Source organism: Thalassospira sp. MCCC 1A02898, from assembly GCF_001618185.1.
Lineage (GTDB): Bacteria > Pseudomonadota > Alphaproteobacteria > Rhodospirillales > Thalassospiraceae > Thalassospira > Thalassospira tepidiphila.
This window is the reverse complement of record NZ_LPXK01000011.1, coordinates 491,500-516,858: the sequence shown is the minus strand read 5'-3', so window position 1 is coordinate 516,858 and position 25,359 is coordinate 491,500. Positions and strand designations below refer to the sequence as shown.

Genomic DNA, 25,359 nt, shown 5'->3' with positions numbered 1-25,359 from the left:
TATGAGCACGCCGAAACACCATACGCCCCTGATCGACCGCCTGCCCAAGGTGCGTGGCAAGCTGCGTGAAGGCGCACAACTTGCCAAAGTCACCTGGTTTCAGGTTGGCGGCCCGGCAGACGTGATGTTTCGCCCAGAAGACGAAGCCGACCTTGCTGCCTTCCTGAAAGGCAAACCGGCAGACATGCCGGTAACTGTGATCGGAGTTGGCTCGAACCTTTTGGTGCGCGATGGCGGCATTCGTGGCGTTGTCATCCGCCTTGGTCGCCCGTTTACCGACGTGGTGGTTGAAGATGGCGCGGTTCACGCCGGTGCCGGTGCGCTTGACCTCAATGTTGCGCAAACTGCACAGATGAATGGCATTGCCGGTCTGGAATTTCTGTCTGGAATCCCCGGCACCATCGGCGGGGCGTTACGCATGAATGCCGGGGCCTATGGTACCGAGATCAAGGATGTCCTTGTATCGGCAACCGCAATTGATGGCAGCGGGAATATTCATACCGTCACGCCAGATGAAATGGACATGACCTATCGCCACTGCGGGCTTCCGGAAGACTGGATTTTCACATCCGCAATCTTGCGCGCATCGTCTGGTGATCCCGAAGACATCGCCAAACGCATGGATGAAATCCAGAAGGCGCGCGCGGAATCGCAACCGATCAAATCACGCACAGGCGGATCGACCTTTGCCAATCCTGTGCCTGATCGTGCGTGGGAGCTTATCGATGCCGCCGGATGCCGGGGACTTACCATCGGTGGCGCGCAGATATCCGAACAGCATTGCAACTTCATGATCAATAAGGGCGATGCCACCGCCCTTGATCTTGAACAATTGGGCGAAGAGGTCCGCAGGCGGGTCAAAGAACACAGCGGCGTTGAGCTGCGCTGGGAAATCCGGCGCATTGGCGAACGCCTTGGCCACTCGATCATAGGAAAAGACGCATGAACAAACATGTCGCTGTCATTCTGGGCGGTTGGTCAGCAGAGCGGGAAGTTTCCCTGTCCTCGGGGCGCGAATGCGCCAAGGCGCTGCGCGAAAAGGGCTATAAAGTCACCGAAATCGACGCAAACCGTGATCTTGCCCATCAATTGGCGGCCATTGATCCCAAACCGGATGTGATTTTCAATGCCCTGCATGGCCGCTGGGGCGAAGATGGCGCGGTTCAGGGACTGCTTGAAATCATGAACATCCCCTATACCCATTCCGGTGTTCGGGCATCGGCAATCGCCATGGACAAGATGTCCGCCAAGGCGATGTTTGCCGAATATGAAATTCCCTGCGCCCGCCATGTCTGGGTCACGCGCGAAGACATCGCATCGGGCAAGGCATTGCCGCCGCCCTATGTTTTGAAACCCAATAATGAGGGATCCTCGGTCGGGGTTGAAATCATCCTGACCGCCGAGGAAGAACAAAACATGCTGGCCCGTGATTGGGTCCATGGTGACGGCGTCATGCAGGAAGAATTCATTCCCGGGCGCGAAATGACCGTTGCCGTCAAGGATGGCGAGGCGATGGAAGTCATCGAAATCCTGACCGGCAATCACGCCTTTTATGATTTTGAATCCAAATATGCCCAGGGCGGCTCCGAACATATCGTTCCTGCCGACATCGAAGGTGATTTGCGCGATCGACTGCAACGTCACGCCGAAGAAGCCTATAAGGCGCTTGGCTGCCGGGGTGTGGCACGCGCCGATTTCCGCTATGACCCGGAAAACGACCGTTTGGTGATTCTTGAGATTAACACCCAACCGGGCATGACGCCGACATCACTGGTCCCGGATGCCGCACGCCATGACGGCATGAGCTTTGCCGACATCGTTGCATGGATGGTGGAGGATGCATCGTGCGAACGCTAGAAGAACAGGCCCGCGAACGGCGCGAAAAGCTTGATAAGCAACATAGCGTTGGCACCAACGTCAAAAAGATCGCACGGGTCATGTGGTGGACCGGCTTCATTGGTGCCATCGTGATTGTTCCGACAGCCCTTGTTTATACCGGCAAGGCCGATAAATGGATGAGCCTGGCGACGCAGGAAAGTGTTCGGCTTTCTGCCGCGTTTGGCATGACGGTAAAGAATATCGAAGTTTCAGGGCGCGAAAAAACCGACCCGAATGCCCTTTTGGCAGCCATCGGACAGAAACCGGGCACGCCGATCATTACATTTGATGTCGACGCCGCCCGCGAACGGATCGAAGAGCTGTCATGGATCCGAAGTGCGACCGTCGAACGCCAGTTGCCCGACACCCTCATCGTTTCGGTTGTTGAGCGCAAACCACTGGCGATCTGGCAAACCGAGGGCCGCGACCATGTGTTGATTGATGGCGATGGCGAGCAACTTCAGAATTACGAACTTGGTGATTACCTTGATCTGCCAGTTCTTGTCGGTGACGATGCACCGAAAAGTGCGGCGGAAATGCTGACCACCCTGCAATCCATTCCGCACCTTTATGAACAGATCACCGGTGCCCAGCGCATCGGGCATCGTCGCTGGAACATCCAGTTGGCCAACGGCATGTTCATTCGCCTGCCCGAAGAAAACATGGAAAAGGCATGGCAGCGCCTTGAAGTCCTTGATCGCGAACACAGCATCCTTGATCGCGATGTTCTGATTGTTGATTTGCGCCTGCCCGACCGCACATTTGTCCGCCTCACACCCGGTGCCGCAGAACAAAGGCGTAATCCGCCAAAGAAGGAGGGCGCGGTCTGAACTGACCGCCCCGACACCCTACGCATCCTGCACCCCATTTCAGACGCGTAAGGCACTGACTTGCGCAATATCATGATTGTTTTTCCACCTTCTTTGCGTAGTTTCGCATGAAGATGCGTTATGCGACGGTCTGCCTTAACCAAATTGCAACCGCTTTTGGTCGAAAACAGGCTTAATAAGGTACGGTCAAAAAAGTCCGACCATATAACCCATAAAAATTCAGAGCATTCAATTGGCACGCGGCAAAACCAGATCAGGATTGATTGCGGCATTGGACATTGGAACGTCCAAGGTCTGCTGCTTTATTGCGCGACGTGAAAAGGACCAACCGCCGAAAATCATCGGCATTGGTCACAACATGTCCAAGGGCCTGCAAAGTGGATCAATTTCCAATCTTGATGCCGCACAGGAAGTCGTGCTTGCCGCGGTCAACGCCGCTGAAAAAATGGCGGGTCAGACCATCGACTCAGTCATTGTCAATCTGTCTGGCGGTCGACCGGAATCCGAAACCCACACGGTTGAGCTTCCGCTTGGCTCCCGTCCGATTGGCAATCTTGAGATCCGGAAACTCAATGACCAGAAGGAAGCCCTTCTGCGTCAGGCTGGCGATGAGCTGATCCATACTGTCCCGTTGGGGTTCCGCCTTGACGGTGCTAACACCATGAATGATCCGCGCGGCATGTATGGATCGACCCTTGGTCTTGATCTGCATTTTGTCCGAACGCAAACCGCACCCTTGCGCAATCTTGGCACCCTTCTGGCACGCTGCCACCTTGCGATTGAGGAAACGGTCGTCACCCCGCTGGCATCGGGTCTGTCGGCCCTGACAGCCGATCAGCGCGATCTGGGCGCGACCGTGATTGATATGGGCGCAGGCACCACAAGTGTGGCGGTCTTTAATGCCGGTCAGGTGGTCTACACCACGTCTATTCCGGTCGGCGGCGCACATGTAACGCGCGATATCGCCTATGGGCTCAATACGTCGCTTAATCATGCCGAACGCATGAAAACCCTGCATGGCAGTGCTCTGACCTCGCCGTCTGATGATCAGGAAATCCTCGCGGTTCCGACCATCGGCGATGAAGACGAAAACAATTTCAATCATGTGCCGCGCTCGATGCTGATCAACATCATCAAGCCGAGGCTTGAAGAAACGTTCGAATTGATCCGCGATCAATTGGAAGAACACGGTTTGTCGCAAATCGGTGGACGCAGCATCGTTCTAACCGGTGGTGCCAGCCAGTTGAACGCCATTGCCGATCTGGCGAGCCAGATGTTTGAACGTCCGGCCACGATTGCCCTGCCGCACGGTGTTTCGGGCCTTGCCGAAGCCACCGCCGGACCAGCCTTTTCGGCCTGTTCGGGGCTCTTGTTGCGCGCTGTTGCCCAACAGAACGATCCCCTGAGCGAAGCCATGGCGCAAATCCGTCAATCGGGTGGGCGTTGGGGCCGTTTGGGTGCCTGGTTGAAAGAGAACTTCTAGTTCGCACGCCCAAACGCACTTTTTTATCCATTTTCCCGAAAACTTTTAGCCGCATTAAGAAGGCAATAACTCTTTGCCAGCTAAAACGGACTCGGAGGTCTTTGTGCCCGAAGCATTTCTGGCACGCACAGGCAAAGGGAAGGCCTGTGTGATCTTTAAGCTCTAAAGCGCGGAGAGGAAGAGCAAACAATGAGTACAATCAGTTTTTCCGTTCCTGAAACGGAAGAAAACCTAAAACCAAAGATCACCGTTATCGGTGTCGGTGGTGCCGGCGGCAACGCCGTTAACAACATGATCGCATCCGAACTTGAAGGATGTGACTTTGTTGTTGCCAACACCGATTCTCAGGCCCTGACCCAGGCAAAAGCAACACGCAAGATGCAGCTTGGTCGCAAGATTACCCAGGGGCTGGGTGCAGGCGCACGTCCGGATGCGGGTAGTGCCGCCGCCGAAGAGTCCATTGAAGAAATTCAGGCGCAGCTTGAAGGCAGCCACATGGTATTCATCACCGCCGGTATGGGCGGTGGTACGGGTACCGGTGCTGCCCCGGTCATTGCACGTGCGGCCAAAGAAGCCGGCATCCTGACCGTTGGTGTTGTTACCAAGCCGTTCCATTTCGAAGGCACGCGCCGCATGCGCACCGCCGAACAGGGTATCGAACAGCTTCAACAGTATGTCGACACCCTGATCATCATTCCGAACCAGAACCTGTTCCGGGTCGCGAATGAAAAAACAACCTTCGCAGATGCCTTCCAGATGGCAGATGACGTTCTGCGCAACGGTGTGCGTTCGATTACCGACCTTATGATGGTCCCGGGTCTTGTGAACCTTGACTTTGCCGATATCCGCACTGTCATGAGCGAGATGGGCAAAGCCATGATGGGTACCGGTGAAGCATCGGGTGAAAAACGTGCACTTGAGGCTGCCGAAGCTGCAATAGCCAATCCCCTTCTTGAAGATGCATCCATGAAGGGTGCCCGTGCGGTCCTGATCAACATCACCGGCGGCATGGATATGGCGCTGTATGAAGTTGACGAAGCCGCCAACCGCATCCGCGAGGAAGTTGCATCCGAAGCCAACATCATCTTCGGTTCGACCTTCGACCCGACCATCGAAGGTGCGCTTCGCGTTTCTGTTGTTGCAACCGGTATAGACGCCGAAGAAGTTCGCCGTCCGCAGCCGACCACTGTTTCTGTTGCACAGCCTGTTTCCCAGAAACCGGCAGAACAGCCCGCCGCGGCACCGTCCTTCGCACAACATGGCGCAGGCAACGCAGCAGCCGCTGCTGCCCACAACACGGGTGCTGGTGACTATGCGGGTGGTGCGTCGGTTGATCACATTCCTGCTGATCGCTTTGCTGCCACCGGCAGCGCACAGCAGCCGGAAATCAGCCATCAGGCCGAAGCACAGGAAACCGGGTCGATTGAAATGGGCCAGACGGTCCTGAAATCGAAACCCGTTCTGCGTGCAGACAAGCCGGTCCAGAAACCCACCAGCAACGGCGACATGGCTTTCATTCCGCCGCGTGCTGTAACGCCAAGCGAAGCCGAGCATGCTCAGCACAGCCCGGACGTATTCGAAGCAGCTGATGCCCAGAATGCAACCTCGCCGCGTTCTGTTCTGAGCAGCCTGTTTGGCAAGAACAAGACCGCCAAGGAACCGCATAGCTATGCGGAGCCGAAAGTCTCGCAGCCGCAGGCACCTGCGCCACGCCAGACCGAGATGCCGCTTGGCGAGGACAGCGAACATGTCATGAAGAAGGAGCCTGCTTCCCGGGGCAAGACGCAAGGCGCGTCTGACGACCTTCTTGAAATTCCGGCCTTCCTTCGTCGTCAGGCCAACTGACGACGATCTCCGCGCGAAGATGGGGAAGGCTTAACGCCTTCCCCCTTTTTTTTGGACGCACCAGCTTGGATGACGCTGTAATTCGGCAATTGTGACCAAAGCCCGTAAGCCACGCGGTTACAACCCGTGCAAAATACCCAGCAGAAATGCATTTTATTCAATAATTTCAAAGCACTATGAAGTTTACAAAGCGTAACAAAGAGTGATTTGAGTGATTGTTCGATCAACAGTAGTGTTCCAAACTAACAAAGCAGGGGCCAACGAATTTGACGGTGGCTTTGAACATGCTTTGACGTTGATTGATGACAAACTGACTGACCTGATTTGGGGGTTCCTGTGAACAATATTGCCGATCTTGGTTCTGCTATCACGCAGACTGGCTTTTCCGGCGACGGTTATGTGCTCCAGCGCACGCTCAAAGCCTCTATCGGCTGTGCCGGTGTTGGTTTGCATTCCGGTCAGAAGATTCGCATTACCCTTCACCCTGCCCCTGCCGATCATGGCATTGTATTCCGCCGCACGGACCTGGATGACCAGCCGCTGTTTCCGGCACGTTACGATGGCGTGATCGATACCCGTCTTTGCACCTGCCTTGGTGATACCGCCCGGGGCATCAAGATCGGAACCATCGAACATCTGATGGCCGCCCTTGCCGGGACGCGCATTGATAACGTCCTGATCGATATTGATGCCGACGAAGTTCCGGTCATGGATGGCAGCTCCGCCCCGTTTAACTTCCTGATTGATTGCGTTGGCATCGAAGAACTTGATGCCCCGCGTCAGGTCATTGAAGTCCTGAAACCGGTTGAAGTCGAATATAACGGCTGCACCGCACGGGTTGAACCGGCCAACGGGTTCGAGATCGATTTCGAAATCGACTTCGCCAGCAAGGCCATTGCCAACCAGCGCATGTCCGTAAAGTTCGATGACGGTGTATTTGTTGCCGATATCGCACGTGCCCGCACCTTTGGCTTCCTGCATGAAGTTGAAGCCATGCGTTCTGCTGGTCTTGCTCGTGGCGGTTCGCTTGATAACGCGGTTGTTCTTTCCGGTGACGAAGTCATGAACGAGGAAGGCCTGCGTTACGAAGACGAATTCGTCCGCCACAAGATCCTTGATGCGCTGGGCGATCTTTATACCGCCGGCAAACAGTTGCAGGGCAAGGTCACCGCGTACAAATCTGGTCACCATGTCAACAATCTGCTGCTGCAGGCGTTGCTGGCCGACGAGGACGCCTATCGTGTTGTCCCGCTGACCAAGGCGGCCTTGCGCGGCGTTTCCGAGCCGATGCTTGCCACCGCCTGAAATCAGGTGTCACTGGCATCCAAATTATGAAAATGGCGGCCCTTGTGGTCGCCTTTTTTGTTTTCGGCGTTGGTTTTCAGTCTTCTGATCCCCGTCACAGCATTTAACATGGAATAAAAGTCGGCATTTGACGACACAACTACTTGCCCAAGCACGCCCTTCGCATGATATAGTCCGGCGGATTTTACGGTGAGTGCGTCAAAAATTTCGAGGATACGTCACAGTGCTAAGTACCGTTCGCGCCAAACACGTCATTGCAACTCTCGGCCTGTCGCTGATGCTTGCGGCATGTTCAAGCAATGATGCGCCGGAATATGTCGAACGTCCGGTTTCCGAACTGTATAACGGCGCGCAGGATCTGCTTGACGCCAAGGAATACCAACAGGCTGCCGAGGCATTTGACGAAGTCGAACGTCAGCACCCCTATTCGGTTTGGGCGACCAAGGCGACCCTGATGTCGGCTTATGCCTATTATCAGGACAACAAATACGATGACGCGATCAACGCACTGGATCGCTTTATCTCGTTGCATCCGGCCAACCCGGATGTGCCATATGCCTATTACCTCAAGGCGCTGTCCTATTACGAACAGATTTCCGACGTCGGCCGCGATCAGCAGATGACCCAGCACGCGATGGATGCGCTTGACGACGTCATCCGCCGCTTCCCTGACAGCAAATATGCCCGCGATGCCAAGCTGAAAAAAGACCTGACAGTCGATCACCTTGCGGGCAAGGAAATGGATGTCGGGCGCTATTATCAGGACCGCAACGAATATCTGGCGGCGATCAACCGCTTCAAAGCGGTGATCGAGAATTATCAGACCACCACCCACGTGCCAGAGGCCCTTGCACGCCTGACCGAATGCTATCTTGCGCTTGGTCTTGAAGGCGAAGCCAAACGGACCGCGGCCGTGCTTGGTCACAACTTCCCGGGCAGCGAGTATTACAGCGAGTCCTATAGTCTCATGCTTGGTGAAGACGCACCGGAGCGCGAAGACAGCAGTTGGTGGGATGACACGACCAATGCCATCTCCAGCCTGTTCTGATTTCGATCAAGCAAACCCTCGCAAGGCCAAGGGTTTGCTTGACAATCCGCCCTGTGACAAGATAGAACAAAAAAAGAACAACTTGCGGTTAACGTCTGATATCCCTGCATTTTGATCAAACGCCCTTGGGACGACATGATTGAATGTCGTTTCGCCTTCGCAAGGCTTGCAAGGCAGGGCGGGATTGGGCACTCTGCACATTCACAAACAAGTTTGGCTGTACCTGTCTGCTGCTCCGTTAACAACATCAGTACCCAGCAATGCTTCGACGCCTCAGCATTCGGAATGTAGTCCTTATCGACAAACTGGATCTCGATTTTCACGACGGGCTTAGCGTGCTCACAGGTGAAACCGGTGCCGGTAAATCGATCCTGCTTGATTCCCTTGGCCTCGCCCTGGGTGCCCGCGCCGATAGCGGTCTTGTCCGCCATGGCTGCGACAAGTGCAGTGTCACCGCAACCTTCAATCTGCCGCAAGGCCACCCGGTTTTCGGATTGCTGTCCGATCAGGATATTGATCTTGAGGGCGAAGACCTTGTCGTGCGCCGTGTTGTCACTTCCGATGGCCGGTCGCGCGCCTATGTGAATGACCAGTCCGTCTCGGTCGGGCTGCTGCGTGATGTTGGTGATTACTGCGTCGAAATTCAGGGCCAGTTTGATCAGCACGGCCTTCTTGATCCCACCACCCACCGCGCAACGCTTGATGCCCACGGCAATCTTGGCACCCTTGCGATGACCGTGCGTGATCATTGGCGCGCCTGGCGTGAAACGCAAAAGGAACTCAACGCTGCCCGCGCCCGAATTGACAAGGCGCGCGAGGAAGAGGAATGGCTGCGCCATGCCGTCGATGAGCTTGAAAAGCTCTCCCCCGAAGAAGGCGAAGAAGAACGCCTTGCCGAGGAACGCCAGTTCCTGATGCATGGTGAAAAGCTGGTTGCCGCCCTGAATGATGCCGGTACAGAACTGTCGCGTGGCAAGGGTGCGGAAAGTGCCCTTCGCAGTGCACAGCGGTGCCTTGAGCGTGAACTTGAAAAGGCCGATGGCCGGTTTGAACCGATTATTGAGGCCCTTGATCGTGCCGCGATCGAGCTTGAAGAAGCCAACCGGGCAATCTCGGCCACCTTGGCCGATCTTAATCTTGATACCGGTCATCAGGAAAATGTCGAGGAACGCTTGTTTGCCCTGCGCGCAGCAGCCCGCAAATACAATGTTCCGGTCGATGGGCTGAATGCGCTGATGAAGGATTTCCGATCCCAGATCGATCAGCTTGAATTCGGCGAGAAGGAACTGAGCCGCCTCACCGCTGCCGTAAGCGAATATCGCAAAGCCTATATCGAAGCCGGCGAGAAGCTTCATGCCGCGCGCAAGGAAGCGGCCGCCAAGCTTGATGGCGCGATCAATGCCGAACTTCCGCCGCTTCGCATGGAAAAGGCCCGCTTCGTTACCGACATTGCCGAACTTGAAGAAGCTGAATGGGGCCAGGATGGCATTGACCGGGTGCAGTTCACGGTTGCCACCAACCCGGGCAGCCCCCCGGGCGCGCTCAACAAGATCGCATCAGGCGGGGAGCTTTCACGCTTCCTGCTGGCGCTCAAGGTCGTTCTGGCGCGTGTTTCAGCCGTGCCGAGCCTAGTCTTTGACGAGGTCGACAGTGGTGTCGGCGGCGCGACGGCAGCGGCCATTGGTCAGCGCCTGCATCTTCTGGCACAGGAACGCCAGATCCTTGTCATCACCCACAGCCCACAGGTCGCCGCCCGCGGTCGCACACATTTCTATATTGCCAAGCGCGAGGCAGACGGCACCATGGTGACCCGCGTCGACGCCCTTGTCGATGGTGCACGGCGCGAAGAAATCGCCCGCATGCTGGCCGGTCATTCCGTGACGGCCGAGGCGCGTGCAGCCGCCGACAGCCTGCTTGAACAACCCAATTGATCCCGACGCCAACGCGTCGGTCCAACCTTGAATACGGAACAAAAAGAATATGAGCGCCGAACACGCGTCAAACATGTCCGAACTCCCCGAATTGCCGTCTTCGAGCACGGAGGCGCGCAAACAGCATGCCGAAATTTCTGAACGTATCCGGTCTTATAACGAGGCCTATCACGTTAATGACGACCCGCTGGTTTCGGATGCGACATATGATGCGCTGTTCAACCGCCTGATCGAACTTGAATCCCACTATCCGACGCTTAAGAAAAACAGCCCGACACAGGAAGTCGGTGCCGCCCCGGCCGAAGGCTTTGCCAAGGTCAAGCATGCCCGCCCGATGCTGTCACTTGGCAATGCGTTTTCGCGCGAAGACATTGTCGATTTTCTTGCCCGTATTCGTCGCTTCCTGAACCTGACGGCGCACAGCCCGGTTGAGGTGGTTGGCGAACCCAAGATCGATGGTCTTTCGCTGTCGCTGCGCTACGAGAACCGCCAACTGGTCACCGCCGCCACCCGTGGGGATGGATCGGAGGGCGAAGACGTTACCGCCAATGTCGCCCATATTGACGACATCCCCAAGACACTTCCAGATGATGCGCCCGATGTGGTCGAAATCCGGGGCGAGGTTTATATGGCGCGCTCTGCATTTCAGAAACTGAACGCGACCCAGGCCGAAACCGGCGGCAAAACCTTTGCCAATCCGCGCAACGCAGCGGCAGGGTCGCTTCGCCAGCTTGATCCGTCGATCAGCGCCAAACGCCCGCTTCGTTTCTTTGCCTATAGCTTTGGCGAACTGTCCGAAAGCCTTGCCCAGACGCAGTGGAATTTCCTGCAAAAGGTCGAAGGATGGGGCTTCGTCACCAATCCGCTGACACGGTTGCTTCATAATGCCGATGACATCATGGCGTTCTATGACGAACTGGCAACGCAGCGCCCGGACCTTGATTACGACATTGATGGCATTGTCTATAAGGTCAATGACTTCGAACTTCAGCTGCGCCTCGGCTTCGTCAGCCGATCACCGCGCTGGGCGATTGCGCACAAATTCCCGGCCGAAAAGGCCCGCACACGGATCAAGGCCATCGACATTCAAGTTGGTCGCACAGGTGCCCTGACCCCGGTCGCTCGGCTGGAGCCGGTTACGGTTGGCGGTGTCGTGGTATCCAACGCCACCCTTCATAACCGAGATGAGATTGACCGCTTGGGCGTTTGGGTTGGCGATCTTGTGGTTGTGCAACGTGCCGGTGACGTAATTCCCCAAGTCGTTGAGGTCATTTTGGACGAGGATGGCAATCATCCTAATGATGCAACACCATACGAATTTCCCACCGAGTGCCCAAAATGCGGCAGCCACGCCATGCGCGAAGAAGGTGAAGCCGTCACCCGGTGCACCGGCGGCTTGATCTGCCCGGCGCAGGCAGTTGAACGCCTGAAACATTTCGTATCGCGCACGGCCTTTGATATCGATGGCCTGGGCGCAAAGAACGTCGAGGCGTTCTTTGAACTGGGTTGGCTGAAGTCGCCTGGCGATATTTTCCGCCTTGAAAGCGATCACGGGGATGCCATTCGCAAGCTTGAAGGTTGGGGCGAAAAATCCGCAACCAAGCTGTTTGACGGCATCAATGAACGGCGCACCATCGGGCTCGACAAGTTTATCTATGCACTTGGCATTCGCCAGATCGGTCAGGCAACTGCAAAACTTCTGGCACGCCATTATGGATCGCTTGCCGAATGGCGCAGCGCCATGGTTGCGGCCAATGAAGCCGACAGCGAAGCCCTTCGCGAACTGATCAACATTGATCAGATCGGCCCCGGCGTTGCCAAGGACCTGATCGAATTCATGGCCGAAGATCATAACCGCGAGGTTCTTGATGATCTGCAAGGGCTTTTGACCATTACCGATGTCGAAGCCCCGCAAGTCAGCGACAATCCGGTCAATGGCAAAACCGTTGTCTTTACTGGCAAGCTCGAGCTGTTTTCACGCAACGAGGCCAAGGTCAAAGCCGAAAGTCTTGGCGCAAAGGTCGCCGGATCCGTATCGGCAAAAACCGATTATTTGGTTGCAGGACCGGGTGCGGGCTCCAAATTAAAGAAAGCAGAAGAATTAGGTGTTACAGTGCTTGATGAACAGGGATGGCTTGATCTGATTGCCACGGAATAAAAATGATCTAATCGGGGAGTGTGTGCTGATGGAAGACCTTGGAAGTTTTTTTCGCCGTTATGTCGATGCCCATCTGAAGCTTGAAGAAAACGCACTTGATGATTTCTTCCACTTCCCGTGCCTGATCAATGATCTGTCCGGCGTGCAGGCCATTGGCAGTTCAGACGATCTGCACAAATACCATCACTCATTCTTTGATGAACTGAAAAATGCTGATCTTGCCATGGCAAAATCCATGGTGATTGAACAACATTCCGCCCTTCCCGGTGGGGCGCGCGCGATTGTTTCGTTCCGCTTTGGCAATTCGGAAAACAACCTGATCTTTGATTGCGACTATGCCTTCGCGCTGCTCAAGCAGGATGAAAAGTGGAAAGTCATCTTTGCCCAGCTTGATGAAATCAGATACAGCGACCTGTATTGAGGCCCGCATGGTGCCCGCCCTTCTCCACCGCCTGATCACACTTGGTTTCACCCTGATGCTGGGATGCTTTCCAGCGGCATCAAAGGCCGATCCGGACTTTGATACCCTGTCGGGCCCGGCACGTGCGATTGATGCTGATACGCTTGAGTTCGGCTTCAAACGTGTTGATCTGTGGGGGGCGGATGCCATGAACCGTTTTCAGGAATGTCTGATTAACGGTCAAAGCACGGCCTGCGGGGCAGAGGCATGGCAGGTGACAACCAACCTTCTGGTCGCTACACCGATCACGTGCGAAGTCCGCGGGAAAAACCGGTATCATCGCAACATGGCCGTTTGCCGAAATGCCAACGGGGTTGATATTGGACAAAGCCTGATTGTTCGGGGCATGGCGGTTGCCCGCCCCGATCAGATGCCGGAATACGAAGCCTATGAAAATCAGGCGCGACAGGCACGCACCGGCGTCTGGGCAGGGGAATTTATCGATCCGCTGAAATGGCGGCGCGGAGAGCGTTTACCCGAACATGAAATTGAAGTTCGCCGCTGGCAGCGTGACGAATAACGTCAAACCCAATTAGCGTTGCGACGTCCCGCCCGATGCGAATGGCCGTGCCAGCAACCGTCCAAGACCCGCCAGGGTAAAGCTGTTTTTAAGTGACGCCACACCGAGTGTGACCACAACAAACCCAACCAACTGCGGCACTGTCAGAACTTCGCCAAGGAACAGCCAGGCGGCAAAGAAGGTCATGGCTGGCCCGGAAAGCGAAATCAACGATGCCTGTGTCGCACCGACCCTGCGAATGCCCTCGTACAGCAGGAAGAACGGAATAACGGTGCAAAAAATCGAAATGCCTGCCGTCCACATGATGCCAGCCACGTTCAGGTTCAGCGGGTTTTGCACGATCATTTGGTAAATCACCATGCAAATACCGGCCATGGTGTTGATCAGGGCTGCAAAATGCATCGACCCGATGACGGTAATCATCCGCTGTCCGAAATAGAGATAAATCGCATAGGTCACGGCAGAACCGAACGCCCAAGCCGCCCCGTACCAAAGCTCCTGCGACACTTCGCCAAACCCGCCCGGTGCCAGCACCAAAACAAGTCCAACATAGGTTATGACAAAGCAGACAATCTGGCGAAATGGCGGAAAGCGCCGTTTATGGAGTGCCTCAAGGATCATCACGACAGCCGGGAACGTAAACAACACGATCCTTGAAACGGTGACCTCAATCAACGAAACGGCGGTAAAATCAAACAAGGCCGCAAGGAAAAATAATCCGCCATAAAGCCCGCCCCAGGCAAGATCGAACGGCTTCATCTTGCGGTCGCCCGGCCGGTCCTTGCCAAACAAAACCACACCAAGCCAAAAGAGCGGCATCGCAATCAGAAACCGCAACAGCAACAAGCCATCCACTGTCATGCCCGTGGCATAAACAAATTTTGCCAGCAGCCCTTTCATCGCCAAGGCAGCTGTCGCAAGCAACACAATGGTCAGCGCGGACCCCGCCGGCGACACGACAGGCGTAACAACCTGTTGCCCGGGCTCCGAAGGTGACGGTGGTGGCGTCATGGGTTTCTCCGATCCTCTATCGGTTGCCATAGTTACCCGTGAACTGCCATTATTCAATTCGAATTAATTGCTATCAGATATCAGCTTTGGCTATATCTAACAGGCACATGGATGCGCAAAGCTGCTCAGGATCACGCCCGATGGATATCAAACAACTTCGAAGCTTTGTTCATATTGCGGAACTCGGCAGCCTGTCACGCGCGGCAGAGCGGCTTAATTTGTCGCAGCCTGCACTCAGTCGGCAGCTTAACCTTCTCGAAGAGGCCCTTGACACCAAACTGCTGGAACGCACCGGGCGTGGCGTCAAATTGACCGAGGCGGGCCAGATGCTTGCCGAACGGGCCCGCGTAATCCTGACCGATCTTGCCCGGCTTGAAGCGGATCTTTCGGCCCGCAGCAGTCAGGTGACAGGCCATGTGCATGTCGGCGTTCCGCCCAGTGCCGGGATCGTGATTACCGGGGCGCTGATTGAAACTCTGCGCGATCGGTATCCTGACCTTAACATCACGGTTGCCGAAGACCTGACCGGTGATGTGCAGGAAGGACTACTTTCGGGGCGACTTGATATTGGGATCCTTCATGACGGCATGATTTCACGCAGCCTTCATGCCGAACAGCTATGGCGTGAAGACCTGTTTCTAATTTCCCACCCCTCACAGGTCGGCGAACAGGAAACCGAAATCGCCTATGAAGATGTTTTGTCCCTGCCACTCATCATGCCGACCAACAAGCACGGGCTGCGCGCCATGATGCAAGAAGCGGCCTTTCGCGCCGGACGTCCGTTGACCCCGGTGGTCGAGGCCGATGCCCTTCGCGTTTTGGTCGATCTGGTGACACGCAATGTCGGTCATACCGTCTTGCCGCGCAGTTCGCTGGTTCAGGAACTTTCGACCGGGCGCCTAAAGGCACGGCGCATCACCAACCCGGAACTGTCGCGCAAGGTAATGCTGTCATGGTTACAGGATCGCCCGCTGAGTGCCGGGGGCAAGGCGGTTGTCGATACATTGCGTGATCTTGCTGGCACCGTTCCGATGGCCAACCAAAAATAAGTCAGCACTGGCTCTCATAAACAAAACCCCGACCGAAGCATCTTTCGGTCGGGGTTTTTATCATTGTATCAATCGTTGGGATCAGACGGGTGCCTGACTGTCCGACGATTTCTGCCAAAGATTGATACCGGCATCCCCGGCATATTTATCGATCTCGGCCAACTCGTCCGCGCTGAATTCAAGGTTATTGAGCGCATCAAGGCTGTTATCAAGCTGCTGAACATGACGTGCCCCGATCAGGGCAGAGGTCACCTCGGGACGGCGCAGCACCCAGGCAATCGCCATCTGGGCCAAGCTTTGACCGCGGCGTTTGGCGATTTCGTTCAGTGCGCGAACGCGATTGATGTTTTCCTCGCTCAGCATGCCTTTCTGGAAGGATCCTTCAAGAGCGGCACGGGAATCCTCTGGCACGCCATTCAGGTACTTGTTGGTCAAAAGACCCTGTGCAAGCGGCGAGAAGGCAATGCAGCCCATGCCAAGCTCGGAAAGGGTATCAAGCAGACCATCCTCGACCCAGCGATTGACCATCGAGTAGGACGGCTGATGAATCACGCACGGCGTTCCCATGTCCTTGAGGATCGCATGCGCTTCGCGGGTCATTTCCGGGGAATAGGACGAAATCCCGACATAAAGCGCCTTGCCCGAACGCACGATCTGGTCAAGCGCGCCCATGGTCTCGGCAAGCGGGGTGTTTGGATCAACCCGGTGAGAATAGAAGATATCGACATAATCCAGCCCCATCCGCTTAAGGCTTTGATCCAGGCTGGAAATCAGATATTTGCGCGATCCCCATTCGCCAAACGGCCCCGGCCACATGCGGTAGCCCGCCTTGGTGGAAATGATCAACTCGTCGCGGTGCTTTTTCAGATCCTGCGATAGAACCTTGCCAAAGTTTTCTTCGGCCGAACCCGGCGGCGGGCCATAGTTGTTGGCAAGGTCAAAGTGGAACACACCGCGATCAAACGCGCGACGGATCATCGCCCGCTGGGTTTCATAAACATCCACACCACCGAAATTCTGCCACAGACCAAGCGTGATTTTCGGCAGAAGCAATCCACTGCGCCCGCAACGGTCCCAGTTTTCATCGTTATAGCGGTCCGGATTTGCCGTCCACTGGGCTTCGACTTCAGCCATATATTCCTCCTGCTTTCAGAAGCGGTTTACCGCTTTTCTTGAATCGATCCAATGCAGTCTTAATAGGGCATTCGACCCTGTTTGTCAGTGCCAAGTACGCAGCGAGAAATCAGTCTGATTTCTTTTTGATCGGCGCTGTTGCGTTTTGCAGCCATTCACGATGATCATCATCAAGATCATCGGCATACATCGCATAGACCTGTGCGTGGTAATCGTTAAGCCACTGCAGCTCGTCCCTGGTCATCAGTTCCGGATCGATCAGTTTGCGGTCAATCGGCGAGAAGGTCAGCGTTTCAAAGCCAAGCATCTTGCGATCGGCCCCAATCGGCGCATCGATTTCAGTTACCGCAATCAGGTTTTCAATGCGAATGCCGTATTCGCCTTCCTTATAAAAGCCCGGCTCGTTCGAAAGGATCATCCCCGGTTTCAGGGCCACCGTGTTCGGCGCCTTGGAAATGCGTTGCGGACCTTCATGCACACCAAGGTAGCTGCCAACCCCGTGGCCGGTGCCATGGTCAAAATCAAGTCCGGCTTCCCAAAGCGGCATGCGTGCCAGCGTATCAAGCTGTTGGCCCGTCGTTCCAACGGGGAATATGGCTCGGGCAAGGGCAATATGCCCCTTCAGCACGCGGGTGAAGCGGTCGCGATGTTCCTGTGTCGGGTTCCCGATCACGGTCGTGCGCGTGATATCGGTGGTGCCATCGAGATATTGCGCGCCGGAATCAATCAGGAAAATCTCTCCCGGGGTCAGATTACGGTTGGTTTCCGGGGTATTGCGGTAATGGCAAAGCGCCCCGTTCGGGCCGCTGCCCGGAATGGTTTCAAAGCTTGAATCACGGAACAGAGGATCTTCGGCACGCATCGACAGCAACATGTCGGCTGCAGCGCGTTCATCGATATCACCGTTGGCGGCCGTTTCATCAAGCCATTTGAAATAACGAATGATCTTTTCGCCGTCGCGTTTGTGGGCCTTGCGTGACCCTTCAAGTTCGACCTCGTTCTTGCAGGCCTTGGGAATGGCGACCGGATCACGCCCGACACGCACGGTGGCGCCAGCCTCGGACAATTTCATGCGCAGCCAGTCGGCTGCAGTGGCTTCATCCAGACGCACAGCCTGATTGCCCATCGCCTTCAGGGCATCCCCGAGTTCGCCCGGTGCCCGCAAGGTTGCCTCACCCGACAACCATTTGAGCGTTTCCGAGGCGATCTTGCGTTCGTCCATGAAAAGCTCGACCGAGGCATCGCCGTTGATGATTGCATAGCCAAGAGCAAGCGGTGTTTGCGGCACATCGGCACCTCGGATATTCAAAAGCCACGCGATACTGTCAGGTGCCGAAAGAATGGCGCTATCGCACGAAATGCGCGACAGGATTTCGGCAATCTGGGTGCGCTTTTCAAAACTGGATTTGCCGGCATATTCCATCGGATGTGGCCGAACCGGGCCAAGCGGCAGGTGCGGCTGGGCATGCCAGATGGCGTCAATCGGGTTGGTATCAATCGCGATCAGTTCCGCCCCCACGGCTTCACAGGCAGACCGCAGATGGGTCGCCTGTTGCACGGTATGCAGCCAAGGATCATAAGCCAGCTTCTCGCCCGATTTCAGGTGGTCATGCAACCAGCCGACAACTGGTTCTTCGACCAGGTGGCGGTATTCGAACAGATCACGGTTAACTTGCTGGCGCACCTGAATGGTGTAACGACCATCGACAAAAACGGCGGCCTTATTGCGCAAGACAACAGCCGCACCCGCAGATCCGGTAAAGCCGGTCAGCCACGCCAGACGTTCGGCCCGTGCTGGTACGTTTTCGCCCTGATGTTCATCCGCACGCGGCACAATAAAGCCGTCAACGCCCTTGGCCGCCAGATAGGTGCGCAAGGCATCCAGTCGATGGGCTGCGTCAAAATCATCCTTGGCCATTTTAAAAAGCGTTTTGCGCTCATCCCGCAGGGCCAGCAATTCGGCCCGCAGGGCATCATCCGGGGATTGGCAAATCAGATCAATCCAGTCTTCTCGCGTGCTGCCCTGGGCTGCGGCCAGAACACCGTCAATCAGGTCGATGACAGCGCTAACATCCTTGTCGACATTGGCGGCTTCAAGCAGTTTGGCAAGTTGAGCATCACCGGAAATGGCCATGAAGATCCTCTTTAAAACATGTGGGGCATTGGGCAGGTGGTAAGACCTATGTAAGGGTTTGTGCCGATGTCGCGCAAGCACCAAAGAACTTTCGGACATACTACGCTCTTTTCCCCGCCCGAAACACCGGTGCATGCATCCCGCGTATGAATGCGTTGCAACCTTCGCAATGCACATTAGCCAAAGGTTAACGTATGACAGTCCCGCGACAAAAAGATGGCCCGTCGGGACGTCAATTTGCTGGAGACCATGAACGGTGATCCGTTTTCCTATTACTGCCTTGAGCGTCATACAATCCCGTCGTCGCCAGACGGCCTATGACGGCCTTGAGCGCCTGGCCCTTGGTCAGAAAACTGCGCTCGGTCTTGATACAGGCCCTGCCCATCCGGCAGACGACATTGCGGATCGAACTAAAAACGACCCGCAAGATGATGCCAAGGATACGGAATAACGGATCAATCCCGCCCGGGTTGGTCTGCATCAAAAGACGAAGCGCAGGATCACGGTTCATGATCCTTGCGGCATTTTTGTCTTTTCCCTCTGAAACGGCCCTGCTTCTCCACAGCAGGGCCGTTTCTTTTTGACCAGTCGCAGGCCAGCACGCCATAGTGCCCCAAACAGTAAATCATCATCACGATGCGGAGTGGAAATGACCAAGACAGTTCTGATCACCGGTGGATCACGCGGTATCGGACGCGCAACTGCTGTTCTGTTTGCTGCCAAAGGCTGGAACGTTGCGCTAAGCTTTGTTGGCAATCATGAAAGTGCTGATGAAACATGTGCGATGTGCGAGCGCGCCGGGTTTACCGGCAATGTGATTGCCCGCAAATGCGATGTCCGCGATGAAGACAGCGTTATTGCCCTGTTTGAGGCCGCACGTGATCGGTTTGGCGCGATTGACGCCGTGGTCAATAATGCCGGCATTGTCGCCCGGCAAAGCACACTTGCGGATATGGATATTGATCGCATGAAAGCCGTGTTCGATACCAACGTGCTCGGTGCCTATCTGGTTGCACGCGAAGCCGCTCGAACCCTTCGTTCCGGTACCGCTATCGTCAATGTTTCGTCCATTGCTGCAAAGCTTGGCTCACCTGGCGAATATATCGATTACGCCGGATCAAAAGCGGCAATCGACACCCTGACCATCGGCCTTGCCAAGGAACTCGGCCCGAAAGGGATTCGCGTCAATGCCGTGCGTCCGGGCATTATCGAAACCGATATTCATGCCAGTGGTGGCCTCCCGGAACGCGCCCATGAACTTGGCCCGAATTGCCCATTGGGACGTGCCGGCGACCCGCAGGAAGTCGCCCAAAGCATCTTTTGGCTTATCTCGGGCGACGCGTCCTATGTCACAGGCAGCATCATTGATGTATCCGGTGGCCGGTAGCGAGACCGATCAAGCCTGATACTCGACAACTTTCCGGATTTGGTTGCTTTTAGGGCGTTTCAGGCTTTCCCGGCAAATCGGCAGATGCCATCGCCACGTCCTTTGTTTCGCCAAACACCGCGGCCAAGCCATCATGCAATTCAATGATATCAAGTGGCTTGGCCAGTATGCGCGCAACCCCCAAAGCATTGAAGGCGTCGGTCACCTCGTCTGAGGCATACCCGGTCATCACGACAACAGGAATGTCATTGCCAGCTTCTCGCAGCTTTTCGATCATTTTCTGGCCGGTCATGCCCGGCATGGTCTGATCGGTCAGAAGCGCATCAAACTTTGCGTCCGGTCCGCTCAGTGCTTCGAGCGCCTTAGCTGCCTCATTAAACGTATCGACGGAATATCCGATCCGCTCCAACATCCGCGCACACAGCCTGAGGTTCTTTTCCTCGTCATCCACGACCGCAAGATGCCCGCCTGCACCTGCAGACAGACTGCGGGTTTCGCGCTTTTCATCCGTGGCTTCGCGATCATGTTCCGGCAACAGGATCGCAAACCGGGTTCCCTGCCCCAAACGGCTATAAACCGATATCTCGCCCTTGTGGCCGGTCACGATGCCATGCACCGTAGACAGGCCAAGACCAGTGCCCTTGCCCGGCTCCTTGGTGGTAAAGAACGGATCAAAGATCCTTTTGGCTGTTTCCGGCTCCATACCGACGCCGTTATCCACGACGCTAATCTGGATATAGCGCCCGACCGTCAATAACGGATGTAGTTCCAGACTGTCTTCGGTGACTTCGAAGCGGCTTGCCTTCACGCGAATTTCACCCTGATCGCCAACCGCATGACAGGCATTGGTGATCAGGTTCATCAAACACTGATCAAGCTGTGTTGCGTTGCCCATCACGGTCATTGATTTCGCCCCCAGTTCGACCTTGATCGAGACACTTGATGGCATGGACCCACGGGCAAAACGAACCGTGCCCGAAATCATCGACCCGACATCAATCGGAGAACGTTCGGTTTCTGAATTCCGGCTGAATGCCAGAATTTGACGAACAAGATCACGGGCCCGATCCGCCCCCTGGCGAATTTCCATAACATCTTCACGCAGCGGTGAATTTTCGGGCAAATCGGAATAAAGCAGTTCGGCATAACCACTGATTGGCTGCAGGATATTGTTGAAGTCATGTGCGATCCCGCCCGCAAGAACACCGATGGTTTCCATTCGCTGGGAATGACGCAGTTGCTGTTCAAGCTTTTCACGTTTGCGTTCGGACTGAAGCCGCTGAAGTTCGGCAGACGCCCGCGACGCGAACACTTCGACGATGGATTTCGCCAGTTCCGGATCACCAAGTGGTTTGTCCGATATGGTCACCAGAATACCGATCGGTCGTGCCTCACTGTCGTAAAGTGCGGCCCCGACATATCCAACCACATCAACGTCAGTGACCTTTTGGACATCCTTCATCAAAACGGAAAAATTGTCTTTGCAGACAAACGTGCCTTCCTTGATAACGCGTTCCGCTGCAGATCCAGCCAAGGCAAAATCAAGGCCGCCGCGACTGCCATCCGGGGAATAGAACGCAACTGACTTCACCCGGTCACCGACAAGTTCGGCGATATGGCAATAGGTCATATCAAGTGTTTCACACAGAACCTTTGTCAGGTTTTCAAAGAACCCGGCACCGACCTGATAGCGGATACCACGATAAATGGATTCCAGTGTCTCCTGATGGCGTTCACGCTCCGTCACGTCCAGTGCGAAACTGGCGATACAATCCAGTTCGCCATTGGCATCAAATATCGGGCTTTCATACCATTCGCAGATGATGCGGCTGCCATCGCTTTTGACATTCTCGAACCGGTTATTGACGCTGTTTTGCGTTTCCATGATCCGTTCGATCAGAGTGCCAAGACGCGCCCGGTCTTCCTCGGGCACCAGAAGTTCAAGCTTCTTGCCGACCATCTCATCGGCATTATAGCCAAACAGCTGACAGGCGGTTTCGTTCACCTCTATGATGGTTCGGTCCGGCGTCCAGTAAAACACCCCGATTTTCGCGTTGTTGAAGTGCGCGCGCAGACGACGCTGGTTGGCCTCCAGATCACTTTTGGCAACCTCAAGATCCTGGCGATAACGGATGCGTTCGGTGATATCGCGGCAACTGATCCTGATGCCGAGGTTCCCACCGTCGCTATCGGCGATCGGTTGCCATGACATGTCGATACCGACCTTGCGGCCATCCTTGTGAACACCGGTGAATTCGCGGTCACTGCCTGACAGGCCATCAAGACCTTCGTCAATATAGTGGCGCACACGGTCACGATCCTCGGGCGCAACAAATGACAGCGGATAATCACCACAAGCCATACATTCATCGACCGTGTAGCCCAGAACGCGTTCAATCCCCGGGTTCACCCAGATCAGTTTGCCATCAGGTGCAATCCAGCTTTCCCAGCCGTAGGTATAGTTGGCAACCGCCTCAAAACGACGGCGCGAGAAGCTAAGCTCGTCATTGGCCTCCATGACATTTTTCATGCCTGCGGCGGCTGCCAACAATCCACCTGCCATGTGGGCAAAAACGATTTCCTCAGGGCGCCATACTCTGGTCCGCCCGACAGACTCAAAGCACAATATCCCCATTCGGCCGGCCGCCGAAATCAACGCCACATCAAGGATTGCCTTGATATTCATCGGGATCAGATAAGCGTCTTTAAGTTCGGAAGTACGCGGATCTTCAAGGGCGTTGTCCGCATCGATAATCTGCCCGGTTTCCAGAGCTGCAAAATATCGCGGCAATACAGCGCGTTTCAAAATCATGCCGTCATGTTTCGCCGACGGATCATTGGCATCAAACAGCCCGACGCACTCAACGTCACCATCATCTTTTTCCAACCACAGACTTGCCCGTTCACAATTCATCAGGTTGGCAAAACGCTTCAATGTCGGGCGGAAAGACGCATTTTCGATGCGCTCAAGTGACGAGAAATGGTTGGCGACTTCGGACGCACTTTCGCGGATTTGTTCAAGAAACTTTTTGCCCGACATCAGTTCGTTCTGCGAACGCAACTGGTCCATGCTGGTTTGCAAAAGTGCCTGCCGCATCCAGACGATCCCGACAACAAGTGACGCGGTCATCCAGACATACCCAAACAGCGCAGATCCCCAAACCGGCAACGTATGGGGAACGGTGCCGCTATCGGTGATCAAGCCGCCGTCGAGGTTGAAAACACGCGTCACGCCGACGCTTGCAATCGCGACAACGCAGAACACCGCGTATCGAATGGTCACGGAAAATCGCCAGAACAGCGCCACGATCACCGTCGATACAATCATCATCGCCATGCCGCTTGCGGGTGAAAACCTGACGATATAAAGCAACGACATGCTTGTCATTGCGGCGACAATCACAACCGACTTGGTAAAGGTCGATAAGCGCTTGCGCAGTACAAGACCGGCAACAACGGCCAGAAAAACCAAAAGATGGATGATCTCGACCGTGATCGAACGCTGGCTTGCTTCGCGCAACATCGAGGAAACCAGTGCAGGCAACCCGCCAATCGACATCACAAACAGCATAAAGTCTGCGATGCGGTTTCTTGTCCGGTCCAGATTGGCGCTTAATCTTTTTGGCATGAGTTATCGGACCCCATTCTCAGACCAACTGGTCGGGCATGCTGTTATAGATGCTTTCAAAGCGCAGATGATTATCGGCAAACAGCCCCAAAAGTTTCGGATCGAACATCTCCGGGGATGTTCGCTCGTCACCTTTGGTGATGATATTCACAGCCTCCGTGTGGCCATAGGCCGGTTTGTATCGGCGCGCACTGCGAAGGGCGTCATATACGTCTGCCAGTGAGACGATCCGCGCAATCATCGGGATATCCGCGCCCGACAGGCCCACACAATAGCCTGACCCTTCCCAATGTTCGTGATGATAGCGCGCAATGATTGCGGCCTGTCCCAGAACCGGGTTGTCAGATGAGTTGAGCATCGCAAAGCCGATCTCTGTGTGGCGCTGCATGACCTTGAATTCGTCGTCGGTCAGCTTCCCGTTTTTCAGAAGCACCTCATCGGGCACACCGACTTTTCCAATGTCATGAAGAATGCCGGCCAGACGGATTGTCCGTTGAACATTCTGATCCAGACCGGCCATTTCTGCCAGCAATTGGGAATAAAGACCGACGCGAACACAATGCTCGGCAGTTTCGATGTCCCGATACTGGGAAATCAGGCTCAGCCGATCGATCATTTCCTGTTCGGCTCCGCCAAGTTTGCGGCTGATGTCATCCAGAGTTTTCGACTGACTGATATTTTCCAGTTCGAGTTTCCGAACACGTTCGACTTCGCGGTCCCGTTCCTGCAGTCGTGCCTGCGCATCAAGTGCGGCGCGTTCAAGATCGGCACGTTCAATCGGCTTATCAAGAAATTCCCGAACACCAAGACGCAGTGCCGTCACGGCATCGGTCTTGTCACCATCCCCGGTCAACAGAATGAATTCGAAATCCCGTTTGTATTCGTTGATTGCCCGTTTGACGAAGTCCAGACCACTGCAATTTGGCATGCGCAAATCAGAAACAACCAGACGCAATGATGCGTCCGATTTTACTGTCTCAAGTGCTTCAAGTCCGTCAGATGCAACCACCACTTCAAAACCGGCACGTTCCAAAATACGTGCCAGCAATTTTCGGATCGGCGGTTCGTCATCTACAACCAAAATGCGACGTTCAAGCTCACTCAATCACTCTGCCCCATGCCAGATACAAAACACTACGAGCGAATAGATAAAACCTATCCGTTGGTATTGTATATTGCAACATACGCAAAAAGTGCGAGATCGGTTCTCAGGCTGTTTTTTGCCCGGTTTCCAAGGGATTTCGCGGAAAAAGCAGTAAAAACCTTTGATTGAAATTTGATGGAGAAGTTCTGGTATCTCAGGGATTTCAGTTGCGAAGGCCCGATTGCAATGCGAATCGAAGAAAATCAGCATACGGAAAATCGATCAAAGCAACCGGATCGTGTACCCAGTCATCATGCAACAGCGACCGACAAGGCGGTTTTGGTGATGGGCGTTTCAGCGTCCCGGTGCGAACCTGTTAGGCATTGCCCGTTATCCACGGGCACCTGATTGTCAAATGTCTCGTGGTATTAATGCATAACGGCAATGCCTCGCGAAAATCACAACGCAATATCG

19 protein-coding genes are annotated in these 25,359 nt (G+C 55.1%); 14 read left to right on the top strand and 5 right to left on the bottom strand.

Translation table 11 applies throughout. From position 1 onward, the window contains the following. The first annotated feature begins 1 nt into the window (after position 1). The 11 genes from murB (at position 2) to AUQ41_RS13280 (ending at position 13,458) form a co-directional block, all read left to right on the top strand. Positions 2-946, top strand: coding sequence for a UDP-N-acetylmuramate dehydrogenase (gene murB, locus AUQ41_RS13330; RefSeq protein WP_063088835.1), 945 nt, complete (start codon positions 2-4; stop codon positions 944-946). Then, positions 943-1,857: a D-alanine--D-alanine ligase gene (locus AUQ41_RS13325; RefSeq protein WP_008889591.1), complete on the top strand. Its 915-nt coding sequence runs from the start codon at positions 943-945 to the stop codon at positions 1,855-1,857. The genes murB and AUQ41_RS13325 overlap by 4 nt, the downstream gene beginning before the upstream one ends. Continuing rightward, positions 1,845-2,708 (top strand): cell division protein FtsQ/DivIB, encoded by an 864-nt coding sequence (locus tag AUQ41_RS13320; protein WP_063088834.1) that lies wholly within the window; start codon positions 1,845-1,847, stop codon positions 2,706-2,708. The genes AUQ41_RS13325 and AUQ41_RS13320 overlap by 13 nt, the downstream gene beginning before the upstream one ends. A 232-nt stretch (positions 2,709-2,940) precedes the next feature. Then, positions 2,941-4,191, top strand: coding sequence for a cell division protein FtsA (ftsA, locus tag AUQ41_RS13315; RefSeq protein WP_063088833.1), 1,251 nt, complete (start codon positions 2,941-2,943; stop codon positions 4,189-4,191). A 189-nt stretch (positions 4,192-4,380) separates the two neighbouring features. Further along, positions 4,381-6,036: a cell division protein FtsZ gene (ftsZ, locus tag AUQ41_RS13310; RefSeq protein ID WP_063088832.1), complete on the top strand. Its 1,656-nt coding sequence runs from the start codon at positions 4,381-4,383 to the stop codon at positions 6,034-6,036. A 336-nt stretch (positions 6,037-6,372) separates the two neighbouring features. After that, positions 6,373-7,341 carry a UDP-3-O-acyl-N-acetylglucosamine deacetylase gene (gene lpxC, locus AUQ41_RS13305; RefSeq protein ID WP_063088831.1) on the top strand — a complete coding sequence of 323 codons (969 nt, stop codon included), beginning with the start codon at positions 6,373-6,375 and terminating at the stop codon, positions 7,339-7,341. A 223-nt stretch (positions 7,342-7,564) separates the two neighbouring features. Beyond that, a complete protein-coding gene (locus AUQ41_RS13300; RefSeq protein WP_083952662.1) occupies positions 7,565-8,389 on the top strand; it encodes an outer membrane protein assembly factor BamD in 825 nt (274 codons plus the stop codon). 260 nt (positions 8,390-8,649) lie between these two features. Continuing rightward, positions 8,650-10,320 carry a DNA repair protein RecN gene (gene recN, locus AUQ41_RS13295; RefSeq protein ID WP_063088830.1) on the top strand — a complete coding sequence of 557 codons (1,671 nt, stop codon included), beginning with the start codon at positions 8,650-8,652 and terminating at the stop codon, positions 10,318-10,320. A gap of 49 nt (positions 10,321-10,369) precedes the next feature. After that, positions 10,370-12,478 carry an NAD-dependent DNA ligase LigA gene (ligA, locus tag AUQ41_RS13290; RefSeq protein ID WP_063088829.1) on the top strand — a complete coding sequence of 703 codons (2,109 nt, stop codon included), beginning with the start codon at positions 10,370-10,372 and terminating at the stop codon, positions 12,476-12,478. Positions 12,479-12,506: 28 nt separating this feature from the next. Beyond that, positions 12,507-12,899 carry a hypothetical protein gene (locus AUQ41_RS13285; RefSeq protein ID WP_063088828.1) on the top strand — a complete coding sequence of 131 codons (393 nt, stop codon included), beginning with the start codon at positions 12,507-12,509 and terminating at the stop codon, positions 12,897-12,899. Between the two features lie 7 nt (positions 12,900-12,906). Next, positions 12,907-13,458, top strand: a complete 552-nt coding sequence (locus tag AUQ41_RS13280; protein WP_232308391.1) for a thermonuclease family protein — start codon at positions 12,907-12,909, stop codon at positions 13,456-13,458. A gap of 12 nt (positions 13,459-13,470) precedes the next feature. Here the strand turns inward: AUQ41_RS13280 and AUQ41_RS13275 are convergent, their stop codons facing one another. Further along, positions 13,471-14,469, bottom strand: a complete 999-nt coding sequence (locus AUQ41_RS13275; protein ID WP_063088826.1) for a DMT family transporter — start codon at positions 14,467-14,469, stop codon at positions 13,471-13,473. A 140-nt stretch (positions 14,470-14,609) separates the two neighbouring features. On the opposite strand from AUQ41_RS13275, the gene AUQ41_RS13270 reads away from it, so the two are divergent. Further along, complete coding sequence (locus AUQ41_RS13270) at positions 14,610-15,518, top strand: LysR family transcriptional regulator (protein WP_008889580.1); 909 nt, start codon at positions 14,610-14,612, stop codon at positions 15,516-15,518. Positions 15,519-15,599: 81 nt separating this feature from the next. Here the strand turns inward: AUQ41_RS13270 and mgrA are convergent, their stop codons facing one another. Together mgrA and AUQ41_RS13260 are read right to left on the bottom strand one after the other, a co-directional pair. Continuing rightward, positions 15,600-16,652: an L-glyceraldehyde 3-phosphate reductase gene (mgrA, locus tag AUQ41_RS13265; RefSeq protein ID WP_063088825.1), complete on the bottom strand. Its 1,053-nt coding sequence runs from the start codon at positions 16,650-16,652 to the stop codon at positions 15,600-15,602. A 109-nt stretch (positions 16,653-16,761) separates the two neighbouring features. After that, a complete protein-coding gene (locus AUQ41_RS13260) occupies positions 16,762-18,786 on the bottom strand; it encodes an aminopeptidase P family protein (RefSeq protein WP_063088824.1) in 2,025 nt (674 codons plus the stop codon). 256 nt (positions 18,787-19,042) lie between these two features. Between AUQ41_RS13260 and AUQ41_RS20735 the strand changes: the two genes are divergently transcribed. Together AUQ41_RS20735 and AUQ41_RS13250 are read left to right on the top strand one after the other, a co-directional pair. Continuing rightward, positions 19,043-19,237, top strand: coding sequence for a hypothetical protein (locus tag AUQ41_RS20735; protein WP_143588658.1), 195 nt, complete (start codon positions 19,043-19,045; stop codon positions 19,235-19,237). A gap of 198 nt (positions 19,238-19,435) precedes the next feature. Beyond that, on the top strand, positions 19,436-20,173 hold the full coding sequence (locus AUQ41_RS13250; protein WP_063088822.1) for an SDR family oxidoreductase: 738 nt from the start codon (positions 19,436-19,438) through the stop codon (positions 20,171-20,173). 49 nt (positions 20,174-20,222) lie between these two features. Here the strand turns inward: AUQ41_RS13250 and AUQ41_RS13245 are convergent, their stop codons facing one another. Both AUQ41_RS13245 and AUQ41_RS13240 read right to left on the bottom strand, forming a co-directional pair. Next, a complete protein-coding gene (locus tag AUQ41_RS13245; RefSeq protein WP_083952663.1) occupies positions 20,223-23,801 on the bottom strand; it encodes a PAS domain S-box protein in 3,579 nt (1,192 codons plus the stop codon). Between the two features lie 19 nt (positions 23,802-23,820). Beyond that, positions 23,821-24,906, bottom strand: coding sequence for an HD domain-containing phosphohydrolase (locus AUQ41_RS13240; RefSeq protein ID WP_063088820.1), 1,086 nt, complete (start codon positions 24,904-24,906; stop codon positions 23,821-23,823). Positions 24,907-25,359 lie beyond the last annotated feature (453 nt).

Excerpts from the sequence above, each read along its gene's own strand:
- murB (WP_063088835.1), top strand. The coding sequence starts at position 2 with ATGAGCACGCCGAAACACCATACGCCCCTGATCGACCGCCTGCCCAAG.
- AUQ41_RS13325 (WP_008889591.1), top strand. The coding sequence starts at position 943 with ATGAACAAACATGTCGCTGTCATTCTGGGCGGTTGGTCAGCAGAGCGG.
- ftsZ (WP_063088832.1), top strand. The coding sequence starts at position 4,381 with ATGAGTACAATCAGTTTTTCCGTTCCTGAAACGGAAGAAAACCTAAAA.
- recN (WP_063088830.1), top strand. The coding sequence starts at position 8,650 with ATGCTTCGACGCCTCAGCATTCGGAATGTAGTCCTTATCGACAAACTG.
- ligA (WP_063088829.1), top strand. The coding sequence starts at position 10,370 with ATGAGCGCCGAACACGCGTCAAACATGTCCGAACTCCCCGAATTGCCG.
- AUQ41_RS13285 (WP_063088828.1), top strand. The coding sequence starts at position 12,507 with ATGGAAGACCTTGGAAGTTTTTTTCGCCGTTATGTCGATGCCCATCTG.
- AUQ41_RS13280 (WP_232308391.1), top strand. The coding sequence starts at position 12,907 with ATGGTGCCCGCCCTTCTCCACCGCCTGATCACACTTGGTTTCACCCTG.
- AUQ41_RS13275 (WP_063088826.1), bottom strand. The coding sequence starts at position 14,469 with ATGACGCCACCACCGTCACCTTCGGAGCCCGGGCAACAGGTTGTTACG.
- AUQ41_RS13270 (WP_008889580.1), top strand. The coding sequence starts at position 14,610 with ATGGATATCAAACAACTTCGAAGCTTTGTTCATATTGCGGAACTCGGC.
- mgrA (WP_063088825.1), bottom strand. The coding sequence starts at position 16,652 with ATGGCTGAAGTCGAAGCCCAGTGGACGGCAAATCCGGACCGCTATAAC.
- AUQ41_RS13260 (WP_063088824.1), bottom strand. The coding sequence starts at position 18,786 with ATGGCCATTTCCGGTGATGCTCAACTTGCCAAACTGCTTGAAGCCGCC.
- AUQ41_RS13250 (WP_063088822.1), top strand. The coding sequence starts at position 19,436 with ATGACCAAGACAGTTCTGATCACCGGTGGATCACGCGGTATCGGACGC.
- AUQ41_RS13245 (WP_083952663.1), bottom strand. The coding sequence starts at position 23,801 with ATGCCAAAAAGATTAAGCGCCAATCTGGACCGGACAAGAAACCGCATC.